This window comes from Nesterenkonia sp. AN1 (genome assembly GCF_000582475.1).
In the GTDB taxonomy this organism is placed as follows: Bacteria; Actinomycetota; Actinomycetes; order Actinomycetales; family Micrococcaceae; genus Nesterenkonia; species Nesterenkonia aurantiaca.
In genome coordinates this window covers 85,758-103,186 of the sequence record NZ_JEMO01000001.1, presented here as the reverse complement: position 1 = coordinate 103,186, position 17,429 = coordinate 85,758, and the positions used below count along the sequence as shown (strand labels likewise).

Sequence of the window (17,429 nt, the reverse complement as noted above, 5' to 3'; positions counted from 1 at the left end):
ATGGCGACTCTAGACTGTCACGATCTGACGCCATCTGCCGTCGACATCGCAGACAAATTCAGGTACCCCACGCGGTAGAGAATCGATGCGGGCCGTATTCAGATTGACAACTACCTGGAGACGTAGTCACGGAGGCTGATTCCTAATTCGGCCGGGCCAAAGTTGTCACTCTTTCAGTAGCTGAAGAGGTGACCCGAGGCGCAGGTCAGACCAGCCGCGATGCCAGCCTTGGGGCCGCCGAACACCGTGCCTATCCCTGTGGCGGAGTAGCACTGCAGCTGCTTCCGTGCCTGCTGCTCGTCGATTTCGCGCACTTCACAGTTCATCGGCGGATTCGAGATTGACTGGCAACCTACGGAAGATGCCGGCAGGGCCACGCTCGCCGATGCGGGCGCGGCGCCGAGGAGACCTCCCGCTGCTGCAACACCCATGACGCCGATAGAAGCAACTGTTCTCTTTAATATAGACTTTTTATTCATATCTAATTCGTAGCACGCTTCGTTCATAGGGATCAAGGTGTTCACCTCAGATTTCGCTGATTCTCGCTCACATAGCTAATTGGGCACGAAAGTAATCATTCACGACTGAATTCCGCGCGGGTTGAAATGATGCCGGCTAGGTCGTTGCTGTCGAAACACAACCGGAGTCCAAGCTCCCCGTCGCTGAAGCCGTGCGGCAGAATGGCCGCATGCCCCAACACCAGAGAAACCCGGCCTTCCACCTCGAGCGGTGGGTGGCCGGGTTTCTGCTGTGTGTGGTGCTCTTCGGGGTGCTCTACCTCGGCGCGGTCCGCACCGGGCCGGGCCAGCTGCTGGACCAGATGATGCAGCGCACCGCCGCAGGCACCTGGAACCCACTGCCTGAGCTGAATACGCACAGGACCTGGGCCACCGTGTGGATCCTGCTGCCCCCGGCGCTGGCATGCCTGGCGCTGGGTCATCAGCGCGGATCCCACCAGCGGTGGCTGGTCCTGCTCTGCGGGGCCGCGGTGGCGCTGGGGTCCAACATCACTACGCAGCTGATCAAGCTGGTCTGGTCCTCGCGTCCTGCGCTGGTGAGTCTGAGCCAGGAATGGCCGATGAACTCCCTGCCCAGCGGTCATACGACCATGGCCGCAGGTGCCGCAGCGGCGGTGTTCCTGATCTGCCGGCCCCGAGACCGCGCCTTCTGGGGCGTCCTGGCCGGAGTCTGGGCGGCCGGGTGGGGCGGCTATATCTACATCGAGGGCTGGCACCTGCCCAGCGACATGTTGGCGGCCTATCTGGTGGTGGCGGCCTGGACGCTGCTCGGCGGCGCCGTGGTGCACCACGTGGAGGCCAGCGACCCGCAGCTCGCGCCGCTGCCGGCCGAGCCTGGAATCCCGGGAGGCCGACAGGCGGGCCTTTGCCTGACGCTCGGAGTGATCGGCACGGCGATCGGGCTCGCCGCGCTGCTGGGACCGGTGGCGCGCCATGGCCTGGCAGAGGCCACAGCCTCACCCAGCCCGTGGCTGTTCATGGCGGGGGCCGCATTGTCCTCCGCCCCGGCGTTCCTGCTCAGCGCGGTCCTGATCCCGCTGTTCTCCAGCGAGACCCGACACCTGACCCGCACCTCCCGCGCGCGCTGACCTCCGCGCTGACCCGCACGTCCCGCGCGCAGAACCGCCCGGTCCACAAGAAGTGGACCGGGCGGGAGATCGCGGGGCGCAGCGCCCCGTGATCACGGGTTCGGCGTGACCCGGAGCGGGTCAGCGGGCGCGGTACTGGTTCATGATCGGGCAGTCCATCGGATCGGCGTAGCCCAGACCCACACGGTTCAGGTAGGTCACGACCATGCCGTAGGACGTGATCAGCCCGGTGGCGGTGTAGCTGATGCCCTTCTCGGCGCAGAACTCCTCGACGATCGGCTTCACCTTGTGCAGGTTGGGGCTGGGCATCCGCGGGAAGAGGTGGTGCTCGATCTGCAGGTTCAGTCCGCCCATGGCGACGTCCATGGCCCGGCCGCCCTTGATGTTGCGTGAGGTCAGCACCTGGCGGCGCAGGAAGTCCATGTCGGAGTCCTTGGGGATGATCGGCATGCCCTTGTGGTTCGGGGCGAAGCTGCCACCCATGTAGACGCCGAAGACCAGCAGCTGGATGGCCAGGAAGCCCAGCGCCAGGCCGGGGCTCATGGCCAGGAAGATCAGCACCGGGAAGCCGATCAGGCGCACGGCCAGCATGGCCAGCTCGGTCTTGCGGCGCTTGAGCTTCTTGGCGGTGAAGATGGTCTTGAGCGCGTTGTAGTGCAGTGCGATCGCGAAGAGGGTCAGCAGCGGGAAGAACATCCAGCCCTGCCGGCGGGCGAGCCAACCCATGAAGCCGGTGCGCTGCGCAGCGTCCTCGGCGACGAAGACCAGGCGCCGGGGGCGATGTCGCCGTCCTTGCCGATGGTGTTGGGGTTGGCGTGGTGCTTGCCGTGCTTCTTGGTCCACCAGCCGTAGGACAGACCCACGATGAGGTTGCCGGTGACCCGGCCGAACCACTCGTTGCGCTTGCCGGTGCGGAACACCTGCTGGTGGGCGCCGTCGTGGGAGAGGAAGGCGACCTGGGTGAACAGGATCCCGAAGAGCGCGGCGAGGCCGAGCTGCCAGAGGCTGTCACCGAGGGTGAACATCGCCACGAAGGCGCCGGCGAAGGCCAGGGTCAGCACGATCACCCGGAGCACGTAGCTGGAGGCGCCGCGGTCCATCAGGCCCTCGTCCTTGACCCGCTGGGCGAGCTCGAAGAATTCGTTGACCTGTTTGTTACCGGCTGGGCGCACTCGCTCGGCGCGGCCCTGGGCGGCCTCCGACCGTGTCTCAGTGATTGTCATGGTTCCACGTTATCGAGCTGAGATCTGCGCCGCGTCACCCGGCGGAGCCAACCTGACCCCCTACCCGGGTAGGGGGTGGGCGGGGTTCACAGCGGGAAGGAGGCCCGGATGAAGTACCCGCCGTCCGGGGTCTCTCCGGTCTCCACGGTCCCCCCGACCGCGCTGACCCGCTCCCGGATGCCCTCCAGTCCCAGCCCGGCGCCCGGGGCGGGCACTGAGACCGGGTGCGGCGGAGCGGTGTTGCGCACCTGGATCAGCAGGTGCTCGGTGTCTGCTGAGCTCGAAGCCTCGGACCGTTCCCCGAGCAGCTCGGCGCTGACCTCGATCGTGGAGGAGGGCGCATGACGCAGCGCGTTGCTCAGTCCCTCCTGGACCATCCGGTAGGCGGCGAGGCCGACCGCGGAGGACGCCTCGACGACGTCAAGCCCGGTGACCCGGATCGGGGTGCCCGAAGCGCGGGTGGCTTCGACCAGGGAGTAGATCTCGGCGAGGCCCGGGGTCGGTCCGGTGGGGGGCTCCTCCTCGCTGCGCAGCGTGCCCAGCAGCATCCGCATCTCGCCCAGTGCTTGGCGGGAGGATCGGGCGATCTCTTCGAACTCCTGCTGCGCCTCGGGCGTGATGGAGCTGAGCCGGTAGCGGGCGGTCGCGGCCTGCACGCTGATCACCGACATCGAGTGGGCGACCACGTCGTGGAGCTCGCGGGCGATCCGGTTGCGCTCCTCCAGCTCCCGACGTCGTCGGCTCTGCTGCGCGCTGGTGCGTTCGGAGACCTCGAGCCGGTCGGCGTCGCGGATCCACTGCCGGGTCAGGCTTCCGAGCACTGCGACGCCGACCCCGACCGAGGAGAACACGATGCCGGTGCTCACCGCGCCGTCGGGCAGCTGCGGAGCCGCCATGACGATGGCCGCGAAGGTGAGCAGCGCACTGGCGGCCCAGCCGCTGGCCGCGCAGTACCAGGGCTCGCGCAGCGCCGCGACCAGGATGACCCCGCACTGGATGAGCATGGCGGTGACCGGCCAGGGCCAGATCCCGACCCCGGCCTCCGCGGTGGCGCCCATCAGCCCGGCTGAGACCAGCACCGAGGCGCCGATGCCGGCCCAGGGGAACTTCAGCGTGAGCACAAGGCTCAGGCAGTGCGCGAGGGTCAGCACCAGGCCCAGGGCCGGGTGGATCCCATAGACCGTGGTGGTCAGCGGCCAGGCCACCGCGAAGAGCACCACCGCGGCGAAGCAGATCCCGATCCAGGACCAGGCGGCGGAGCTGAAGGTGGCCGAGGAGTCCTCGACCTGGCCCCCCGGTCGTCCGCCGGCGACCCGAGAGAGCGTGCGCTCCAGCGGATGCGCCTGCGGGTGCTCCAGCGGGATCAGCCGACCCCGGCCGCCGGCGCCGAGCAGGCTCGTGGCCAGCAGCGCGTCCAGCGCGGCCAGACCGCGCATCACGGCAGGCAGGGTGACCAGGAAGACCACGCCGAGGAGGAAGAACACCCCGGAGTCCAGCACGTACTGCCAGAATCCGCTGGCCGGCACCAGCGCCGGCGCGATGAGCTCCAGGAGGCGGATCAGGCCACGTTCACCGGGGATGAATCGAGACCAGAAGAAGTAGGTGAGACCGACCGGGCCCATCAGGATCCACAGGGCCGCCACCACGAAGGTCACCAGCCGCACCGGCAGCGCGAGGATCATCTCAAAGATCAGGTCCAGCCAGCGGCGCGGGTCCGCCACCGGTCGGAGCCGACCGGCCAGACCTGGGTCCCGGGGACGGTAGCCGACCGGATCGAGCAGCGCGCCCCAGATTCGCAGCCGACGCCGGGAGAGCTCCGCGAACTCCGAGGCGGTGACCAGGGTCAGCGGCAGCACCAGGGCCCCCACCCACAGCGGCGCGGTCGCGATGGAGACCGCCAGCAGGCTCAGCAGCAGGCTGGCCCCGAAGAGCGCGATCGGCAGCCCTGGGAGCACGTAGGCGCTGTCGCGCACGAGCCGTCGGGTCAGGGATTCAGGGGCAGGGCTGTGCACGTGGAGGATCCTGGGCTGAAGGGCATGGTGACCTCATCACACCATAGGCATCGGCGAGCGCGGTACCGGGGTAGCGTTGAACCATGCCCGCCGCCGACTCCGCCGACCCCTCGGCCCCGCTCCCCCCTGCCTCGATCCGGGTGCTCATCGTCGATGACCAGTCGATGATCCGCGCCGGCTTCGCCGCCCTGCTCGACGCCCAGGTGGACATCACGGTGACCGGCACCGCCGCCGATGGAGAGGGCATCGAGGAGGTGGTGCGCAGCACCACCCCCGACGTCGTGCTGATGGACATCCGGATGCCCAAGGTCAACGGTCTGGAGGCCACCCGGCAGATCCTCGGCATGGACGGGACTCCGCCGCGGATCCTGATGCTGACCACCTTCGACGCCGACGAGTACGTCTTCGACGCGCTGCGCGCCGGGGCCAGCGGCTTCCTGCTCAAGGACGCCACCCCCGAGGAGCTGGTCCAGGCGGTCCGGGTCGTGGCCGAGGGTGACGCGCTGCTCTCGCCGAAGATCACCCGCACCCTGATCGCCGACTACGCGGCCCGTCCGACGGCGACCCCGGTGCCGTCGCGGCTGCTGGGGGAACTCACCGAGCGGGAGCAGGAGGTGATGACCGCCGTCGCCCGAGGACGATCGAACGCGGAGATCGCTGCCGACCTGTTCCTGGCCGAGCAGACCGTGAAGACCCACGTGTCACGGATCCTGACCAAGCTGGCACTGCGGGACCGGACCCAGATGGTGGTCTACGCCTATGAATGCGGGCTGGTGCGCGCCGGGGAGTGAGCCCGGGGCCCGCTGCGCGGCGTGAGCCGGGCACCGGCAGTCTGGTTGAATGGCCGCATGTCTGAATCCACCGCCCCGCAGGCCAAGAAGGTCCCCACCGAACGCACCCACCACGGGGACACCTTCGTGGATCACTACGAATGGCTGCGGGAGAAGGACTCCCCCGAGGTCCTGGCGCATCTGCACGCCGAGAACGCCTACGCCGAGGCGGTGACCGCGGCGCAGAAGCCGCTGCGCGAGAGCATCTTCAACGAGATCAGACACCGTACCGTGGAGACCGACCTCTCGGTGCCCTCCCGCCGGGGCGACTGGTGGTACTTCACCCGCACCATCGAGGGTGAGCAGCACCCGGTGTACTGCCGGGTCCCCGCCGCCCCCGCAGCAGATTCAAGTGCGATCGCGACCGAAGCCGAGCGCCACGACGGCGAGCCCGGGTCCTGGACCCCGCCGCAGGTCGAGGCCGGCGTCGCCCTGGAGGGCGAGCAGACCTTCTTCGACACCAACGCCGAGGCCGCGAAGCATCCGTTCTACCAGCTCGGCGGGATGTCGCTGAACGCCGAGGGGACCCTGCTTGCCTACTCCGAGGACACCTCCGGGGACGAGCACTACACCGTGCGCTTCCGCGACCTGAGGACCGGGGAGAACCATCCCGAGGAGATCAGCAACGTCCACGGCGGGCCCGTGCTGGAGCCCACCGGAACCCGGGCCTACTACATGGTGGCCGATGCGGCCTGGCGGCCCTACCGGCTCTACATGCACACCCTGGGCACCGCGGCCGAGCAGGACCGGCTGATCCTGGAGATCAGCGACGAGCAGCTCTGGACCGGCGTCGGGCTCTCCGCGGACAAGCGCGAACTGGTGATCATCTCCGGGAACTCCGAGTACGACGAGTCCCGGCTGCTGGATGTCACCGACCCGCAGGCCGAGCCGGTGCTCCTGATCGGCGCCGAGCGGAGGCTGCTGCACAGCATCGACCCGATCGAGGTCGACGGCGAGCGGCTGCTGCTGATCACGCACAACCAGTCCGGGCCGAACAACGCCCTGGCGGTGACCACCGCCGCGGCGCTGACCGCTCAGGACCCGCGCGGTGACCAGCCGCTGGACCTGGGCAAGCCGGTGCTGCCGCACGAGGAGACGGTCAAGCTTGAAGGCGTGAGCGTCACAGCCGCGCAGATCATCGTCGCCGCCCGCCGGGACACCATCGAGTCCATCCAGCTGCTTTCCCTGGATGCGCTGCGCGCGGCACTCGCCGGGGCCGAACCGGTGCCCACCTCTACGCTGCCCGGCCCGGCCTTCGACGAGGAGCTCTACACCTGCGCGGTGATCGCCGCGGAGTATGAGGCGCCGCTGTTCCGGGTGGCGTATGAGTCCTGGCTGACCCCGACCCGGATCTATGACATCGAGCATCGCACCGCGGAGCCGGTGCTGCGCCGGGAGACCCCGGTCAACGACGTGGACCTCGACGCCTACCGCGCCACCCGGATCTGGGCTCCCAGCGGGGACACCCGCGCGGACGGCTCGGCCATCGAGATCCCGGTCACGGTGCTGCACCACCGGGACGTCTCCGCCGACGGCACGAACCCCGCACTGGTCTATGGCTACGGCTCCTATGAGATGAGCATGGATCCCAGCTTCGGGATCCCGCGGCTCTCGCTGCTGGATCGCGGGATCGTCTTCGCGATCGCGCATGTCCGCGGCGGCGGCGAGCTGGGCCGCGGCTGGTACGAGGACGGCAAGAAGCTGAAGAAGGCCAACACCTTCACCGACTTCATCGCCGCCACCGATCACCTGATCAGCACCGGATGGGCGGATCCGGCGCGGGTCGCGGCGCTCGGCGGCTCCGCGGGCGGGCTGCTGATGGGCGCGGTGGCCAACCTCGCCCCGGAGAAGTACGTCGCGATCCTGGCCCAGGTGCCCTTCGTGGACAACCTGACCACCATCCTGGACCCGGAGCTGCCGCTCTCGGCGCTGGAGTGGGAGGAGTGGGGCAACCCGATCACCGACCCCGAGGTCTACCGCTATATGAAGTCCTACGCGCCGTACGAGAATGTGCGAGAGGTGGCTTACCCGGCGATCGCGGCGGTGACCAGCCTCAACGACACCCGGGTGCTCTACGTGGAGCCCGCGAAATGGGTGCAGGTGCTGCGCGAGGCCCAGCGCGGCGAAGCCCGGTGGTGATGAAGATCGAGATGGACGGCGGCCACGGCGGCGCCTCGGGTCGGTACGAGACCTGGAAGGAACGGGCCTGGGACTACGCGTTCATCGCGCATCACCTCGGTGCCGGTCAGGATCTCAGCGCCAGTCAGGATCTCAGCGCCAGCGAGCCGCGCCGATGAGTGCTGCCGATGCGCCGATCTCCAGCGATTCGGACAGCCCGGACAGCCCGGTCGGTCCCGGCCAGCGCTCAGTCCCCGAGGTCGATCCGGCCTTCGCCTGGGTGAGCGACCCGGAGCTGGTGGCGATCTATGACGTGGAGAACTCCGGCGGCTGGGACCACGAGTTCTACCTCGAGCTGGCCGAGGAGCTCGGCGCCGAGCATGTGGCCGACATCGGCTGCGGCACCGGGGTCTTCGGGATCCTGCTGGCCGAGCACGGCATCGAGGTCACCGGGGTGGACCCTTCGGCGGCGATGATCGACGTCGCCCGCTCCCGGAGCGGCGCCGGTACCGCGGCGACGCTGAACCCGCAGCCGCGCTGGATCCACGGCTTCGCCGATCAGCTGACCTCGCAGGCGGCGGACCTGGCCGTGATGGAGGGCCATGTGGCGCAGTACTTCCTGGCTCGCGCCGACTGGGAGGCCGTGCTGGGCCATGCCTTCCGGGCGCTGAAGCCCGGCGGCCACCTGGCCTTCGAGGTGCGCAATCCGGCGGCGCTGGAGCTCGACGCCTGGGATCCGGAGTCCACTCGGGAGACCCAGCCGCACCCCGACGGTGGCGAGTTCACCTCCTGGATGGAGATCGTGCGGGTCACCGAGGACCCCGCCGAGGGTGCGCTGATCACCGCCCGAGCGCATAATCTCCTGCCGGATTCCCGCGAGATCCTCGCCGAGGAGACGCTGCGCTACCGGCCGCTTCCAGTGCTGCGCGAGACGCTGAGCGCCGCCGGGTTCCGCGAGGTGCAGATCTGGGGCGACTGGGACCGCGAGGAGCTCACCGAGGACTCCCCCGAGATGATCTTCTTGGTCCAGAAGCCCAGCTGAGGTCCACGGCGAGACTCGTTGATCGACAGGACCTGTTCATCGGTTAGATCAGCTCAGCGGCAGGAGCTGGTCAGCGTCGCAGCGCCCGGGCGGACTGCCCATGCGGGGCGGTGCGGGCGAGCGGCTCGCCGTCGAGGCTGAGCACGAAACCTGATTCGGTGTCGGTCTCGTCCGGGAGCTGCTCCGCGATCCCCTCCACCACCTGCAGGCCTTCGTTGCTGACCCATCGGGCGCCCGCGGCCTCCACCTGGCGGCGGAACCGCAGCCGGTCGGCCCGGCTCAGGTAGGCCAGCACCGCGGTGTGGAAGACCACCGGGGTCATCGAGGCCGGCACCTGGGCCAGGACCTCGGCGAGTCGCTCGTTGAGGTCACCGGTGTGCAGCGCCGGCGGGTCTGCGGCCACCAGAGCCGCGCCGGCGGCGAGCCTCGGGATCCGGTGTTCCATGCCGGGCCAGATCAGCACCTCCAGCCAGCGCAGATCTTCCTGCGCCGTGACGTCCAGGGGGTTCAGATCGATCCCCGCGCGATGACCCACCCGTGAAAGCACCTCCGGGGCTTTCAGCCCCCTGAGCTCACAGGTCAGCTCCACGGTGCTGCGCAGCTGGCCCTCCGCCGGGCTGAGCAGCACCTCGGTGGCGTCCTCGCTGCGGTAGCGCACGGGCCAGGCGTCGGGGTATAGGCAGAGCCCCGCGGAAGCGCCGACCTCGATCAGCGCCAGCGGGGCCTTCTCCTGCGCCTGGATCTGCGCGAAGGCCAGATTCAGCGTGGCGATCCGTCCGGGTTCATTGGTCTGTGTGGCGCGTTCACAGATGGTGGCCTCGATCTGTGACCAGCGCGCGCCGATGAGTGAGTTCGCCTCCGGCCACGCTGCGGCTTCGACGCCATGCAGCCGGGCCGCGGCGAAGAGCAGGTTGGCCTGCCGCTTGGCGGCTGGGAGCTGGGCCAGCCGCGAGAGCAGCTCCTCATCCTGCGCCACCCCGAGGGCCCAGTCGGCGTAACGGGGTGAGACCCCGGCCGCCTCCACCTGGGCGAAATGCCGGTAGTAGGTCGCAAGCTCCTCGATGGCCGCCTCGTCCTGGGCGTCGAGCCCGGGCAGTTCACGCATCTTCGGGCCCCTCGGTCAAGAACTCGGCACCTCGGCGACTCATCGGCTCGTCAATTCCCCGGCTCGGCCGCTCAGCCGACCGGCCAGCGTTCCTGCCGGTATGCCGAGTCCCAGAACATCCATTCGTACTGACTCGCCCGGCGGTAGGCGGCGTGCATCGCGGCTCGGGTCTGCTCGCTGGCCGTCGCGGCCAGCTCATCGACGACCCGTTTCGCCGTCTCGGTGAGCTCGTGGAACTCCGGGTCTCCGTAGGCGCTGATCCAGTCCGCGTAGGGGTGCTCCTCGAGGGATTCGACCCTGGCCTTGAGCCGGGTGCCGACGTCGTCGTAGATCCAGAAGCAGGGCAGCACCGAGGCCGCGAGCACCGGCAGCGAACCTGCCGAGATCAGGGCCAGCTCGTAGGAGGTGTAGGCCACGGTGGTCGGTGAGGGATCCACCGCGGAGAAGTCGACCACGTGGGTCGAGTGCAGCGCGCGCTCCTCCTCGATCGCTCCGGCCGCGGCCCGGGACCAGAACATGATGTGTTCCGGGTCGGTGGACTGCGTGGCACAGGCGGCGAGCGCCCGGGCGTACTCGGTGAGGTACAGCGCGTCCTGGCCCATGTAGTTATCGAAGATCTCCCGTGGCAGCGACCCGGCCTCGAGCTGTTCCAGGAACGGCAGGGTCTCGATCCGCGCACGGATCTCCTCCGTGCTCGCCCAGGCTTCCTCGGTGAATCGTCTCGCGCTCATGCTCTGCCTCTCCAGCACCGCCTGATCAGCGGCTTTGACGGTTATCCAGATCTGCTCTGTCCCAAAAACATCCTAGAGGGTCGTGAACCTGGTCGAACCGAAGCCCGACGACGACCCCGGCTCCTCGGTAGACTCGGGCCTGTGACCGGATCAGATACCCCCAGCAGCCCGACCGTCCCCAGCCTGCCCACGAAGGTCTCCGACATCTTCGACCCCTGGCAGTGGCGCACCGTGGAAGGGTTCGACTTCACCGACGTCACCTACCACCGGCGTGTGCAGCGCGACGAGGCCGGCACGATCACCGCTGATCTGCCGGCGGTGCGCATCGCCTTCGACCGCCCCGAGGTGCGCAACGCGTTCCGGCCCGGCACCGTGGATGAGCTCTACCGCGCGCTGGACCACGCCCGGATGACCCCCGATGTGGGCGCCGTGCTGCTCACCGGCAACGGCCCCTCCGCCAAGGACGGCGGGCACAGCTTCTGCTCCGGCGGGGATCAGCGGATCCGCGGCCGCGACGGATACCGCTACGCCGAGGGCGACACCGCCGAGACCATCGACCCGGCGCGCGCCGGCCGGCTGCACATCCTGGAGGTGCAGCGGCTGATCCGCACCATGCCCAAGGTGGTGATCGCCGTGGTCAACGGCTGGGCGGCCGGCGGCGGGCACTCGCTGCACGTGGTGGCCGATCTGAGCATCGCCTCGCTGCAGCACGGAAAGTTCAAGCAGACCGACGCCACCGTGGGCTCCTTCGACGCCGGCTACGGCTCGGCCCTGCTGGCCCGCCAGGTGGGCCAGAAGAAGGCCCGGGAGATCTTCTTCCTGGCTCGGGAGCATTCCGCCGAAGAGATGGTCGCCGTGGGCGCGGTCAACGAGGCCGTGGACCACGAGCGTCTCGAAGAGGTCGCACTGGGCTACGCCACCGACATCGCCCGGCAGTCCCCGCAGGCCATCCGGATGCTGAAGTTCGCCTTCAACGCCCCCGACGACGGCCTCGCCGGCCAGCAGGTGTTCGCCGGAGAGGCCACTCGGATGGGCTACATGACCGATGAGGCGGTGGAGGGCCGCGACGCCTTCCTGGCCAAGCGCGAGCCCGACTGGTCCGAGTTCCCGTACTACTACTGATTCAGGTCATTTCTGCATACCGGTGCCTCCTGACGCTGCTGGGAGCACGCCGGGCGTCGAGGACCGGAGACGATCGAACCGGCAACGAATAGACTCCAGATCAGGCCTATGGACGAGGGAGTCATGGCCTTCAATGCGCTGCTGCGCGGACAGGAGACCGGCCTGAGATGAGCTCCAATCCCAGCCTCAACCCCGACGGAACAGATTCGCACCCCGGCTCGGTGCGGGTCGGAGCGGACCCCTCAGAGATGGCCACCCGGACGAGCGGCAGCGGCCAGCGTCACGAGGTCACCCTGCGATTCCTTGCCGCGCCCACGGACCGCGGCAAGGCCGGGACCGTCGACGCCGGTCGGGTCCTGGAATGGGTGGACAAGGCGGCCTTCGCTGCGGCCACCGGCTGGTCCGGCAGCTACTGCGTGACCGCCTACGTCGGCAACATCCACTTCCACGATCCGGTCCAGGTCGGCGAGATGGTGGAGGTCACCGGCACCGTGCTCTACACCGGCCGGACCTCGATGCATATCCAAACGACGGTCCGCTCGGGCGACCCCAAGACGGGCCACCTCGAGGAGCGCGCCCGTTGCCTCGTCATCTTCGTGGCGGTGGACGCGGACGGCTACGCCACGCCGGTGCCGGAACTCGTCCCCCACACCCCGGAGCAGAAGCGCGACCACGACTACGCCATGTCCAGGATCCCCATCCGCGACGCCATCACGGCGGCGTTGAAGAGCCAGCGCTACACGGACGCAGGCACCGCCGAACGCGTCACGCTGCGTTTCCTGGCAGAACCCACGGACGTGAACTGGGGCGGCAAGGTCCACGGAGGCGTGGTCATGGAGTGGATCGACACCGCCGCCTACCTCTGCTCCTCCCGCTATTGCGGCCGAGACACTGTGGCGGTGTTCTCCGGCGGGATCCGCTTCACACGTCCGGTGCACATCGGGGACCTCGTCGAGGTGGAGGCCCGACTGATCTACACCGGCAACAAGGGCATGCATATCGCCGTGGAGGTCCGCTCAGGAGACCCCAAGGGCGGGGAACTCACCCAGACCACGAATTGCATCACCATCATGGTCGCCCGCGACGAGAACGGGACCTCTGTCCCCGTTCCTCCGTGGGAGCCAGTCACGGAGGAGGACCGTGAGCTCTGGACGCATACCCGCACCCTGCTGGAGATCCGGAGCCGCGCCCCCGGCAGTCGTCTCCCTGACCACCTCCTGAACGATGCTCAATCGGAGAAGCCCGCGGGGCATCCCGACGAAGCTCCGCGACCGTAGACGATGACCGGGCTGGAGACACCGGATAGGTCGATGGGGATGCACCACGCGGAAGGAGCCCCAGAAGTTCGACCCTCAGGCGAGGATGGAGCCGCCCAGAGTGGTTCACATGCCGGTCAGAGCTCGAGATCTCGCGCTGCCTGAGGTCTGCGCGTCCGGCGGGAGTGGACCCGGGTGCTAGCGTGTGATCTGCATTACCCGAGATCAAGGAGTCGATCAGCCATGACCACAGCAGCGCCCGCCCGCTCTCGTCCCGTACAGAGAGTCACGGCTCAACCCGGCTTCAGTCGCTGGCTCGTCCCGCCTGCGGCGCTGGCTATCCACATGTGCATCGGGCAGGTCTACGCCAGCAGCGTGTACCGCGACGCGATCCAGGTGCATTTCGACGCCAGCCACACCGCGATCGGCATCATCTTCTCGTTGGCGATCGTGATGCTCGGCCTTTCAGCGGCCTTGTTCGGCACGTGGGTGGACCGCAACGGCCCTCGCCGCGCCATCCTGGCCTCCACCGTCTTCTGGGTCTCCGGCTTCGTGATCGGCTCGGTGGGCATCTTCACATCTCAGCTGTGGGTGGTCTACCTCGGCTATGGCGTCATCGGCGGCATCGGGCTCGGCATCGGCTACATCGCTCCGGTCTCGACGTTGATCAAATGGTTCCCGGACCGCCCCGGCATGGGCACCGGTATGGCAATCATGGGATTCGGCGTCGGCGCGATGGTCGCCTCCCCGCTCTCGACGTTCTTCATGAACCTCTACAACGGCGGAGCTCCGGAGAGCGGCGAAGTGCACTCCGGACAGTCCGTGGGCTTTCTCTTCCTCACATTGGCTGGCCTGTATCTGGTGATGATGCTCTTCGCCGCCTGGATCGTCCGCGTTCCCGAAGCGGGCTGGGCTCCGAGTGGCTTCGAGCCCTCGAATTCCAAGAAGTCCTCGATGATCTCTCAACGCAACGTGACGGCAAATATGGCGATCAGGACCCCGCAGTTCTGGCTGCTGTGGATTGTCTTGTTCGTGAACGTCACCGCGGGAATCGGCATCCTTGAGCAGGCCAACGCCTTTGTCCGAGACTTCTTCCGCGGTGATGATGGCAGCACCGTGATCGCAGCGGCCGCTGCCGCCGGATTCGTCGCCTTCTTGTCCCTGACCAACACCTTGGGACGGTTCATCTGGGCGTCGACCTCGGACAAGATCGGGCGCAAACAGATCTACATGGTCTACCTGGGTCTCGGAGCCCTGCTGTACTTCTCCCTGGCCGCCTGGGGGAACGTCTCCATGGCGCTGTTCGTCGTCCTGGCAGGTGTGATCCTGTCCTTCTACGGAGGCGGCTTCGCCACGATTCCCGCCTACCTTCGTGACCTGTTCGGCACTCTGCAGGTCGGGGCCATCCACGGCCGCCTGCTCACCGCCTGGGCCTGCGCCGGTATCGCCGGACCGCTGATCGTCAACAGCTTCCTCGACGCCGCCGGCGGCGAGCCCGGCACGTTGACCGCCTCGGACTACCGCCCCGCGCTGTACACGATGGTCGGGCTGCTCGCGGTCGGCTTCATCGCCAACCTGCTGGTTCGCCCCGTCAAGGAAAAATTCTCCGTGGAGCACTCACCCTCATCCGACAGCGTCGACACCCGGAAGCCGCAGGAGGATCCCGGTCGCGACACGACTGTGACACCTGCCGGACCGCCCCCGGTCCCCGTTGCTGTCGCCTGGGTCATCGTCGGAACCCCGATCGCCTATGGGTTCATCTACACGATCATCAACGGAGCTCAGCTGTTCACCAATTGAGTCCACACGCTTCCCGTCGCCTGGATCGGGCACACAAAGGCCGGGCTGCTCCTGCTGGAGCAGCCCGGCCTTTGTGATCCACGCCTTGTGGGGGGACCTCTCACCCGAGTGGAGAGCCGACCTCAGGCTGCGAGGTCGGCTCTCCAGGGATCAGACGGTGGCAGGCATGTTCTCCTGCTTGTTCTCCTCGCTGCTGCCCCCGGCGGGGCCGTCCCCGGCCGGCTCGAGTCGAATGATGACGCCCTTCGAGACCGGAGTGTTGCTGCCGACCACGGTGTCATCGAGCGGCACCAGAACGTTGCCCTCCGGGTAGTACACAGCGGCGGAGCCCCGGGCCGTGGGATAGGCCACCGCCCGGAACTTGCGCAGCACGCGGTCCTTGCCGTCGGCGTATTCTCCATGCACATCCACCAGGTCACCATCGCTGAAGCCCAGCTGCACCAGATCCTCAGGGTTCACGAAGAGCACGTGTCGGCCCTTCTTGATCCCGCGGTACCGGTCGTTGTAGCCGTAGATGGTGGTGTTGAACTGGTCATGTGAACGCATGGTCTGCAGAATCAGACGATTCGGCGGGCAGTCGATGAGGTCCAGCTCGTTCACCGTCATCACGGCCTTGCCGCTCGGGGTGTCGAACCTGCGGAAGTCCCGCGGCCCGTTCGCCAACAGGAAGCCGTCCTTCTCTCGGATGCGCTGATTGTAGTTCTCACACCCCGGCACGACATGGGAGATGTGGTCGCGGATGAGATCGTAGTTGTCCTCGAATCCTTCCCAGTCGGCTGCAATCCGGCTGCCCAGGGTCGCGTGGGCGATACGGCTGACGATGGCGACCTCGGAGAGCAGGTTCGGCGCTACCGGTTCGACCCGGCCTTCGGAGGAGTGCACGGCGCTGACGGTGTCCTCGACCGAGACGAACTGCGGCCCGGAGGCCTGAACATCGATCTCGGTGCGGCCCATAGTCGGCAGGATGAGCGCTTCCTGACCCACCACGGTGTGGGATCGATTCAGCTTGGTGGAGATCTGGACGTTCATCTCCAGATTCTGCATCGCCGCCTCGGTGGCTGCCGTGTCAGACATCGCGGCCGCGAAGTTGCCTCCCAGGCTGAGGAAGAACTTGATGTCTCCATCGCGCATGCCACGCACGGCGTCGACCGAATCGACACCGTGCTCGCGCGGAGGCTCGAAGGAGAACTCTTTGCCGAGCGCGTCCAGGAACGAGTCGGGCATCTGCTCCCAGATGCCCATCGTGCGGTCACCTTGGACGTTGGAGTGCCCGCGAATCGGCGAGGCGCCCGCTCCCGGTCGGCCGAAGTTTCCCCTCAGCAGGAGCAGGTTGATGATCTCCTTGATCGTGCCGACACCATTCTTCTGCTGCGTGACCCCCATCGCCCAGGTGATGATGACCGATTCAGCATTGATATACCGATCGGTGAGTTCGTCGATCTCCGCCGCACGCAGCCCGGTCGCCTCCAGCACGGTCTCTTCTTCCAGGTGCGAGAGGTGTTCGCGCAGCGCGTCCAGCCCCTCGCAGTGCTCGGCGATGAATTCATGGTCGAGCACGCTGCCGGGGCTCGCGTCCTCGGCTTCAAGCACCCGCTTGGACACAGCTTGAAGCAGGGCCATGTCGCCTCCGGCGCGGATCTGCAGGAACTGATCGGCGAGTTCGGTGCCTCGGCCGACGACCCCGTTGGGCTTCTGCGGGTTCTTGAACCGGCGCAGACCCGCCTCGGGCAGGGGATTGACCGCGACGATCTGGCCGCCGTTCTTCTTCTGCTGCTCCATGGCGCTGAGCATGCGCGGGTGGTTGGTTCCCGGATTCTGCCCGATGAGGATCATCAGGTCCGTGGTGAGGAAGTCGTCGTAGGCGACCGTGGCTTTGCCGACTCCGATGGTCTCGCTCATCGCCACACCGGAGGACTCATGGCACATGTTTGAACAGTCGGGCATGTTGTTGGTTCCGAAGCCACGGATGAACAACTGATAGGCGAACGCCGCCTCGTTGGAGGCGCGGCCGCTGGTGTAGAACGCAGCTTCATCGGGAGAGGAAAGACCCTTGAGCTTGTCAGAAACGATCTTGATCGCCGTGTCCCAGTCGACCGGCCGATAGTGGTCGTCACCGGCTGCCTTGTAGACGGGTTCTGTGAGTCGGCCCTGCATCCCCAGCCAGTACTCGGAGCGCTCACGCAGCTCGCTGATCGAATGTTCGGCCCAGAACTCGGAGGCCACCGTCACCGGGGTGGCCTCCCAGGTGACTGCCTTGGCCCCGTTCTCGCAGTACTCGAACTTGCTCCGGTGCCCGGATGGGTCCGGCCAGGCGCAGCTCATGCAGTCGAACCCTTGTTTCTGGTTCATCGCGAGCAGCGTGCGAGCGGTCCGCTCGGCACCCATGTGCTTGAGCGCCGGCTGCATCGAGTGGTAGACGCCCGGCATTCCGGCCGCCCAGTCTTTGGGCTTGTCAACTTCGAGATCGTTCTCGTCAGCTTCCTCCACGGGTGGATTGGAGCGAGTCATGAGCATCCCTTCTGAGCCTTGACTTGTCGTGCAGTGGTCCTACTTCCGCCATTGTGACTCACGATACAGATATGGG

Annotated in this window: 15 protein-coding genes; 8 read left to right on the top strand and 7 right to left on the bottom strand. The window is 67.5% G+C overall.

The features are described from left to right. Positions 1-173: 173 nt before the first annotated feature. Positions 174-524, bottom strand: a complete 351-nt coding sequence (locus BG28_RS15230) for a hypothetical protein (RefSeq protein WP_133726299.1) — start codon at positions 522-524, stop codon at positions 174-176. A 164-nt stretch (positions 525-688) separates the two neighbouring features. Here BG28_RS15230 and BG28_RS00490 point away from each other — a divergent pair, with 164 nt between their 5' ends. Beyond that, positions 689-1,606 carry a phosphatase PAP2 family protein gene (locus tag BG28_RS00490; protein ID WP_084479279.1) on the top strand — a complete coding sequence of 306 codons (918 nt, stop codon included), beginning with the start codon at positions 689-691 and terminating at the stop codon, positions 1,604-1,606. Positions 1,607-1,726: 120 nt separating this feature from the next. Here BG28_RS00490 and BG28_RS16595 read toward each other — a convergent pair whose 3' ends face one another. The 3 genes from BG28_RS16595 to BG28_RS14680 all read right to left on the bottom strand — a co-directional run bounded on the left by BG28_RS16595 (position 1,727) and on the right by BG28_RS14680 (position 4,841). Next, on the bottom strand, positions 1,727-2,374 hold the full coding sequence (locus BG28_RS16595) for a fatty acid desaturase (protein ID WP_369797168.1): 648 nt from the start codon (positions 2,372-2,374) through the stop codon (positions 1,727-1,729). Further along, the gene (locus tag BG28_RS16590; protein ID WP_369797164.1) at positions 2,284-2,829 is read right to left on the bottom strand and encodes a fatty acid desaturase; all 546 of its coding nucleotides are present in this window, start codon (positions 2,827-2,829) and stop codon (positions 2,284-2,286) included. The genes BG28_RS16595 and BG28_RS16590 overlap by 91 nt, the downstream gene beginning before the upstream one ends. Positions 2,830-2,915: 86 nt before the next feature. Beyond that, entirely contained in the window at positions 2,916-4,841 is a 1,926-nt protein-coding gene (locus tag BG28_RS14680) for a sensor histidine kinase (RefSeq protein WP_084479278.1), read from the bottom strand. A gap of 83 nt (positions 4,842-4,924) precedes the next feature. Here BG28_RS14680 and BG28_RS00475 point away from each other — a divergent pair, with 83 nt between their 5' ends. From BG28_RS00475 to BG28_RS00465, 4 genes are read left to right on the top strand one after another with little or no spacing between them, the layout of a single operon-like run. Next, positions 4,925-5,632 carry a response regulator transcription factor gene (locus BG28_RS00475; RefSeq protein ID WP_051500759.1) on the top strand — a complete coding sequence of 236 codons (708 nt, stop codon included), beginning with the start codon at positions 4,925-4,927 and terminating at the stop codon, positions 5,630-5,632. A gap of 57 nt (positions 5,633-5,689) precedes the next feature. After that, positions 5,690-7,810 (top strand): S9 family peptidase, encoded by a 2,121-nt coding sequence (locus BG28_RS00470; protein ID WP_369797163.1) that lies wholly within the window; start codon positions 5,690-5,692, stop codon positions 7,808-7,810. After that, positions 7,807-7,968, top strand: coding sequence for a hypothetical protein (locus BG28_RS16585; protein WP_369797162.1), 162 nt, complete (start codon positions 7,807-7,809; stop codon positions 7,966-7,968). The genes BG28_RS00470 and BG28_RS16585 overlap by 4 nt, the downstream gene beginning before the upstream one ends. Further along, complete coding sequence (locus BG28_RS00465) at positions 7,965-8,831, top strand: class I SAM-dependent methyltransferase (RefSeq protein ID WP_051500758.1); 867 nt, start codon at positions 7,965-7,967, stop codon at positions 8,829-8,831. The genes BG28_RS16585 and BG28_RS00465 overlap by 4 nt, the downstream gene beginning before the upstream one ends. Before the next feature lie 70 nt (positions 8,832-8,901). Here the strand turns inward: BG28_RS00465 and BG28_RS00460 are convergent, their stop codons facing one another. Both BG28_RS00460 and BG28_RS00455 read right to left on the bottom strand, forming a co-directional pair. Beyond that, the gene (locus tag BG28_RS00460) at positions 8,902-9,936 is read right to left on the bottom strand and encodes a DUF2332 domain-containing protein (RefSeq protein ID WP_051500757.1); all 1,035 of its coding nucleotides are present in this window, start codon (positions 9,934-9,936) and stop codon (positions 8,902-8,904) included. Positions 9,937-10,007: 71 nt separating this feature from the next. Then, positions 10,008-10,667, bottom strand: a complete 660-nt coding sequence (locus BG28_RS00455; protein ID WP_036473182.1) for a TenA family protein — start codon at positions 10,665-10,667, stop codon at positions 10,008-10,010. 141 nt (positions 10,668-10,808) lie between these two features. On the opposite strand from BG28_RS00455, the gene BG28_RS00450 reads away from it, so the two are divergent. From BG28_RS00450 to BG28_RS00440, 3 genes are all read left to right on the top strand, one after another. Continuing rightward, on the top strand, positions 10,809-11,789 hold the full coding sequence (locus BG28_RS00450; protein ID WP_235180896.1) for a 1,4-dihydroxy-2-naphthoyl-CoA synthase: 981 nt from the start codon (positions 10,809-10,811) through the stop codon (positions 11,787-11,789). 248 nt (positions 11,790-12,037) lie between these two features. Continuing rightward, on the top strand, positions 12,038-13,066 hold the full coding sequence (locus BG28_RS00445) for an acyl-CoA thioesterase (protein ID WP_036473476.1): 1,029 nt from the start codon (positions 12,038-12,040) through the stop codon (positions 13,064-13,066). A 222-nt stretch (positions 13,067-13,288) separates the two neighbouring features. Then, positions 13,289-14,845 (top strand): OFA family MFS transporter, encoded by a 1,557-nt coding sequence (locus BG28_RS00440; RefSeq protein WP_036473180.1) that lies wholly within the window; start codon positions 13,289-13,291, stop codon positions 14,843-14,845. A 150-nt stretch (positions 14,846-14,995) separates the two neighbouring features. On the opposite strand, the gene BG28_RS00435 is transcribed toward BG28_RS00440, so the two are convergent. Beyond that, positions 14,996-17,353: an FdhF/YdeP family oxidoreductase gene (locus BG28_RS00435; protein WP_036473475.1), complete on the bottom strand. Its 2,358-nt coding sequence runs from the start codon at positions 17,351-17,353 to the stop codon at positions 14,996-14,998. Between the last annotated feature and the right edge of the window lie 76 nt (positions 17,354-17,429).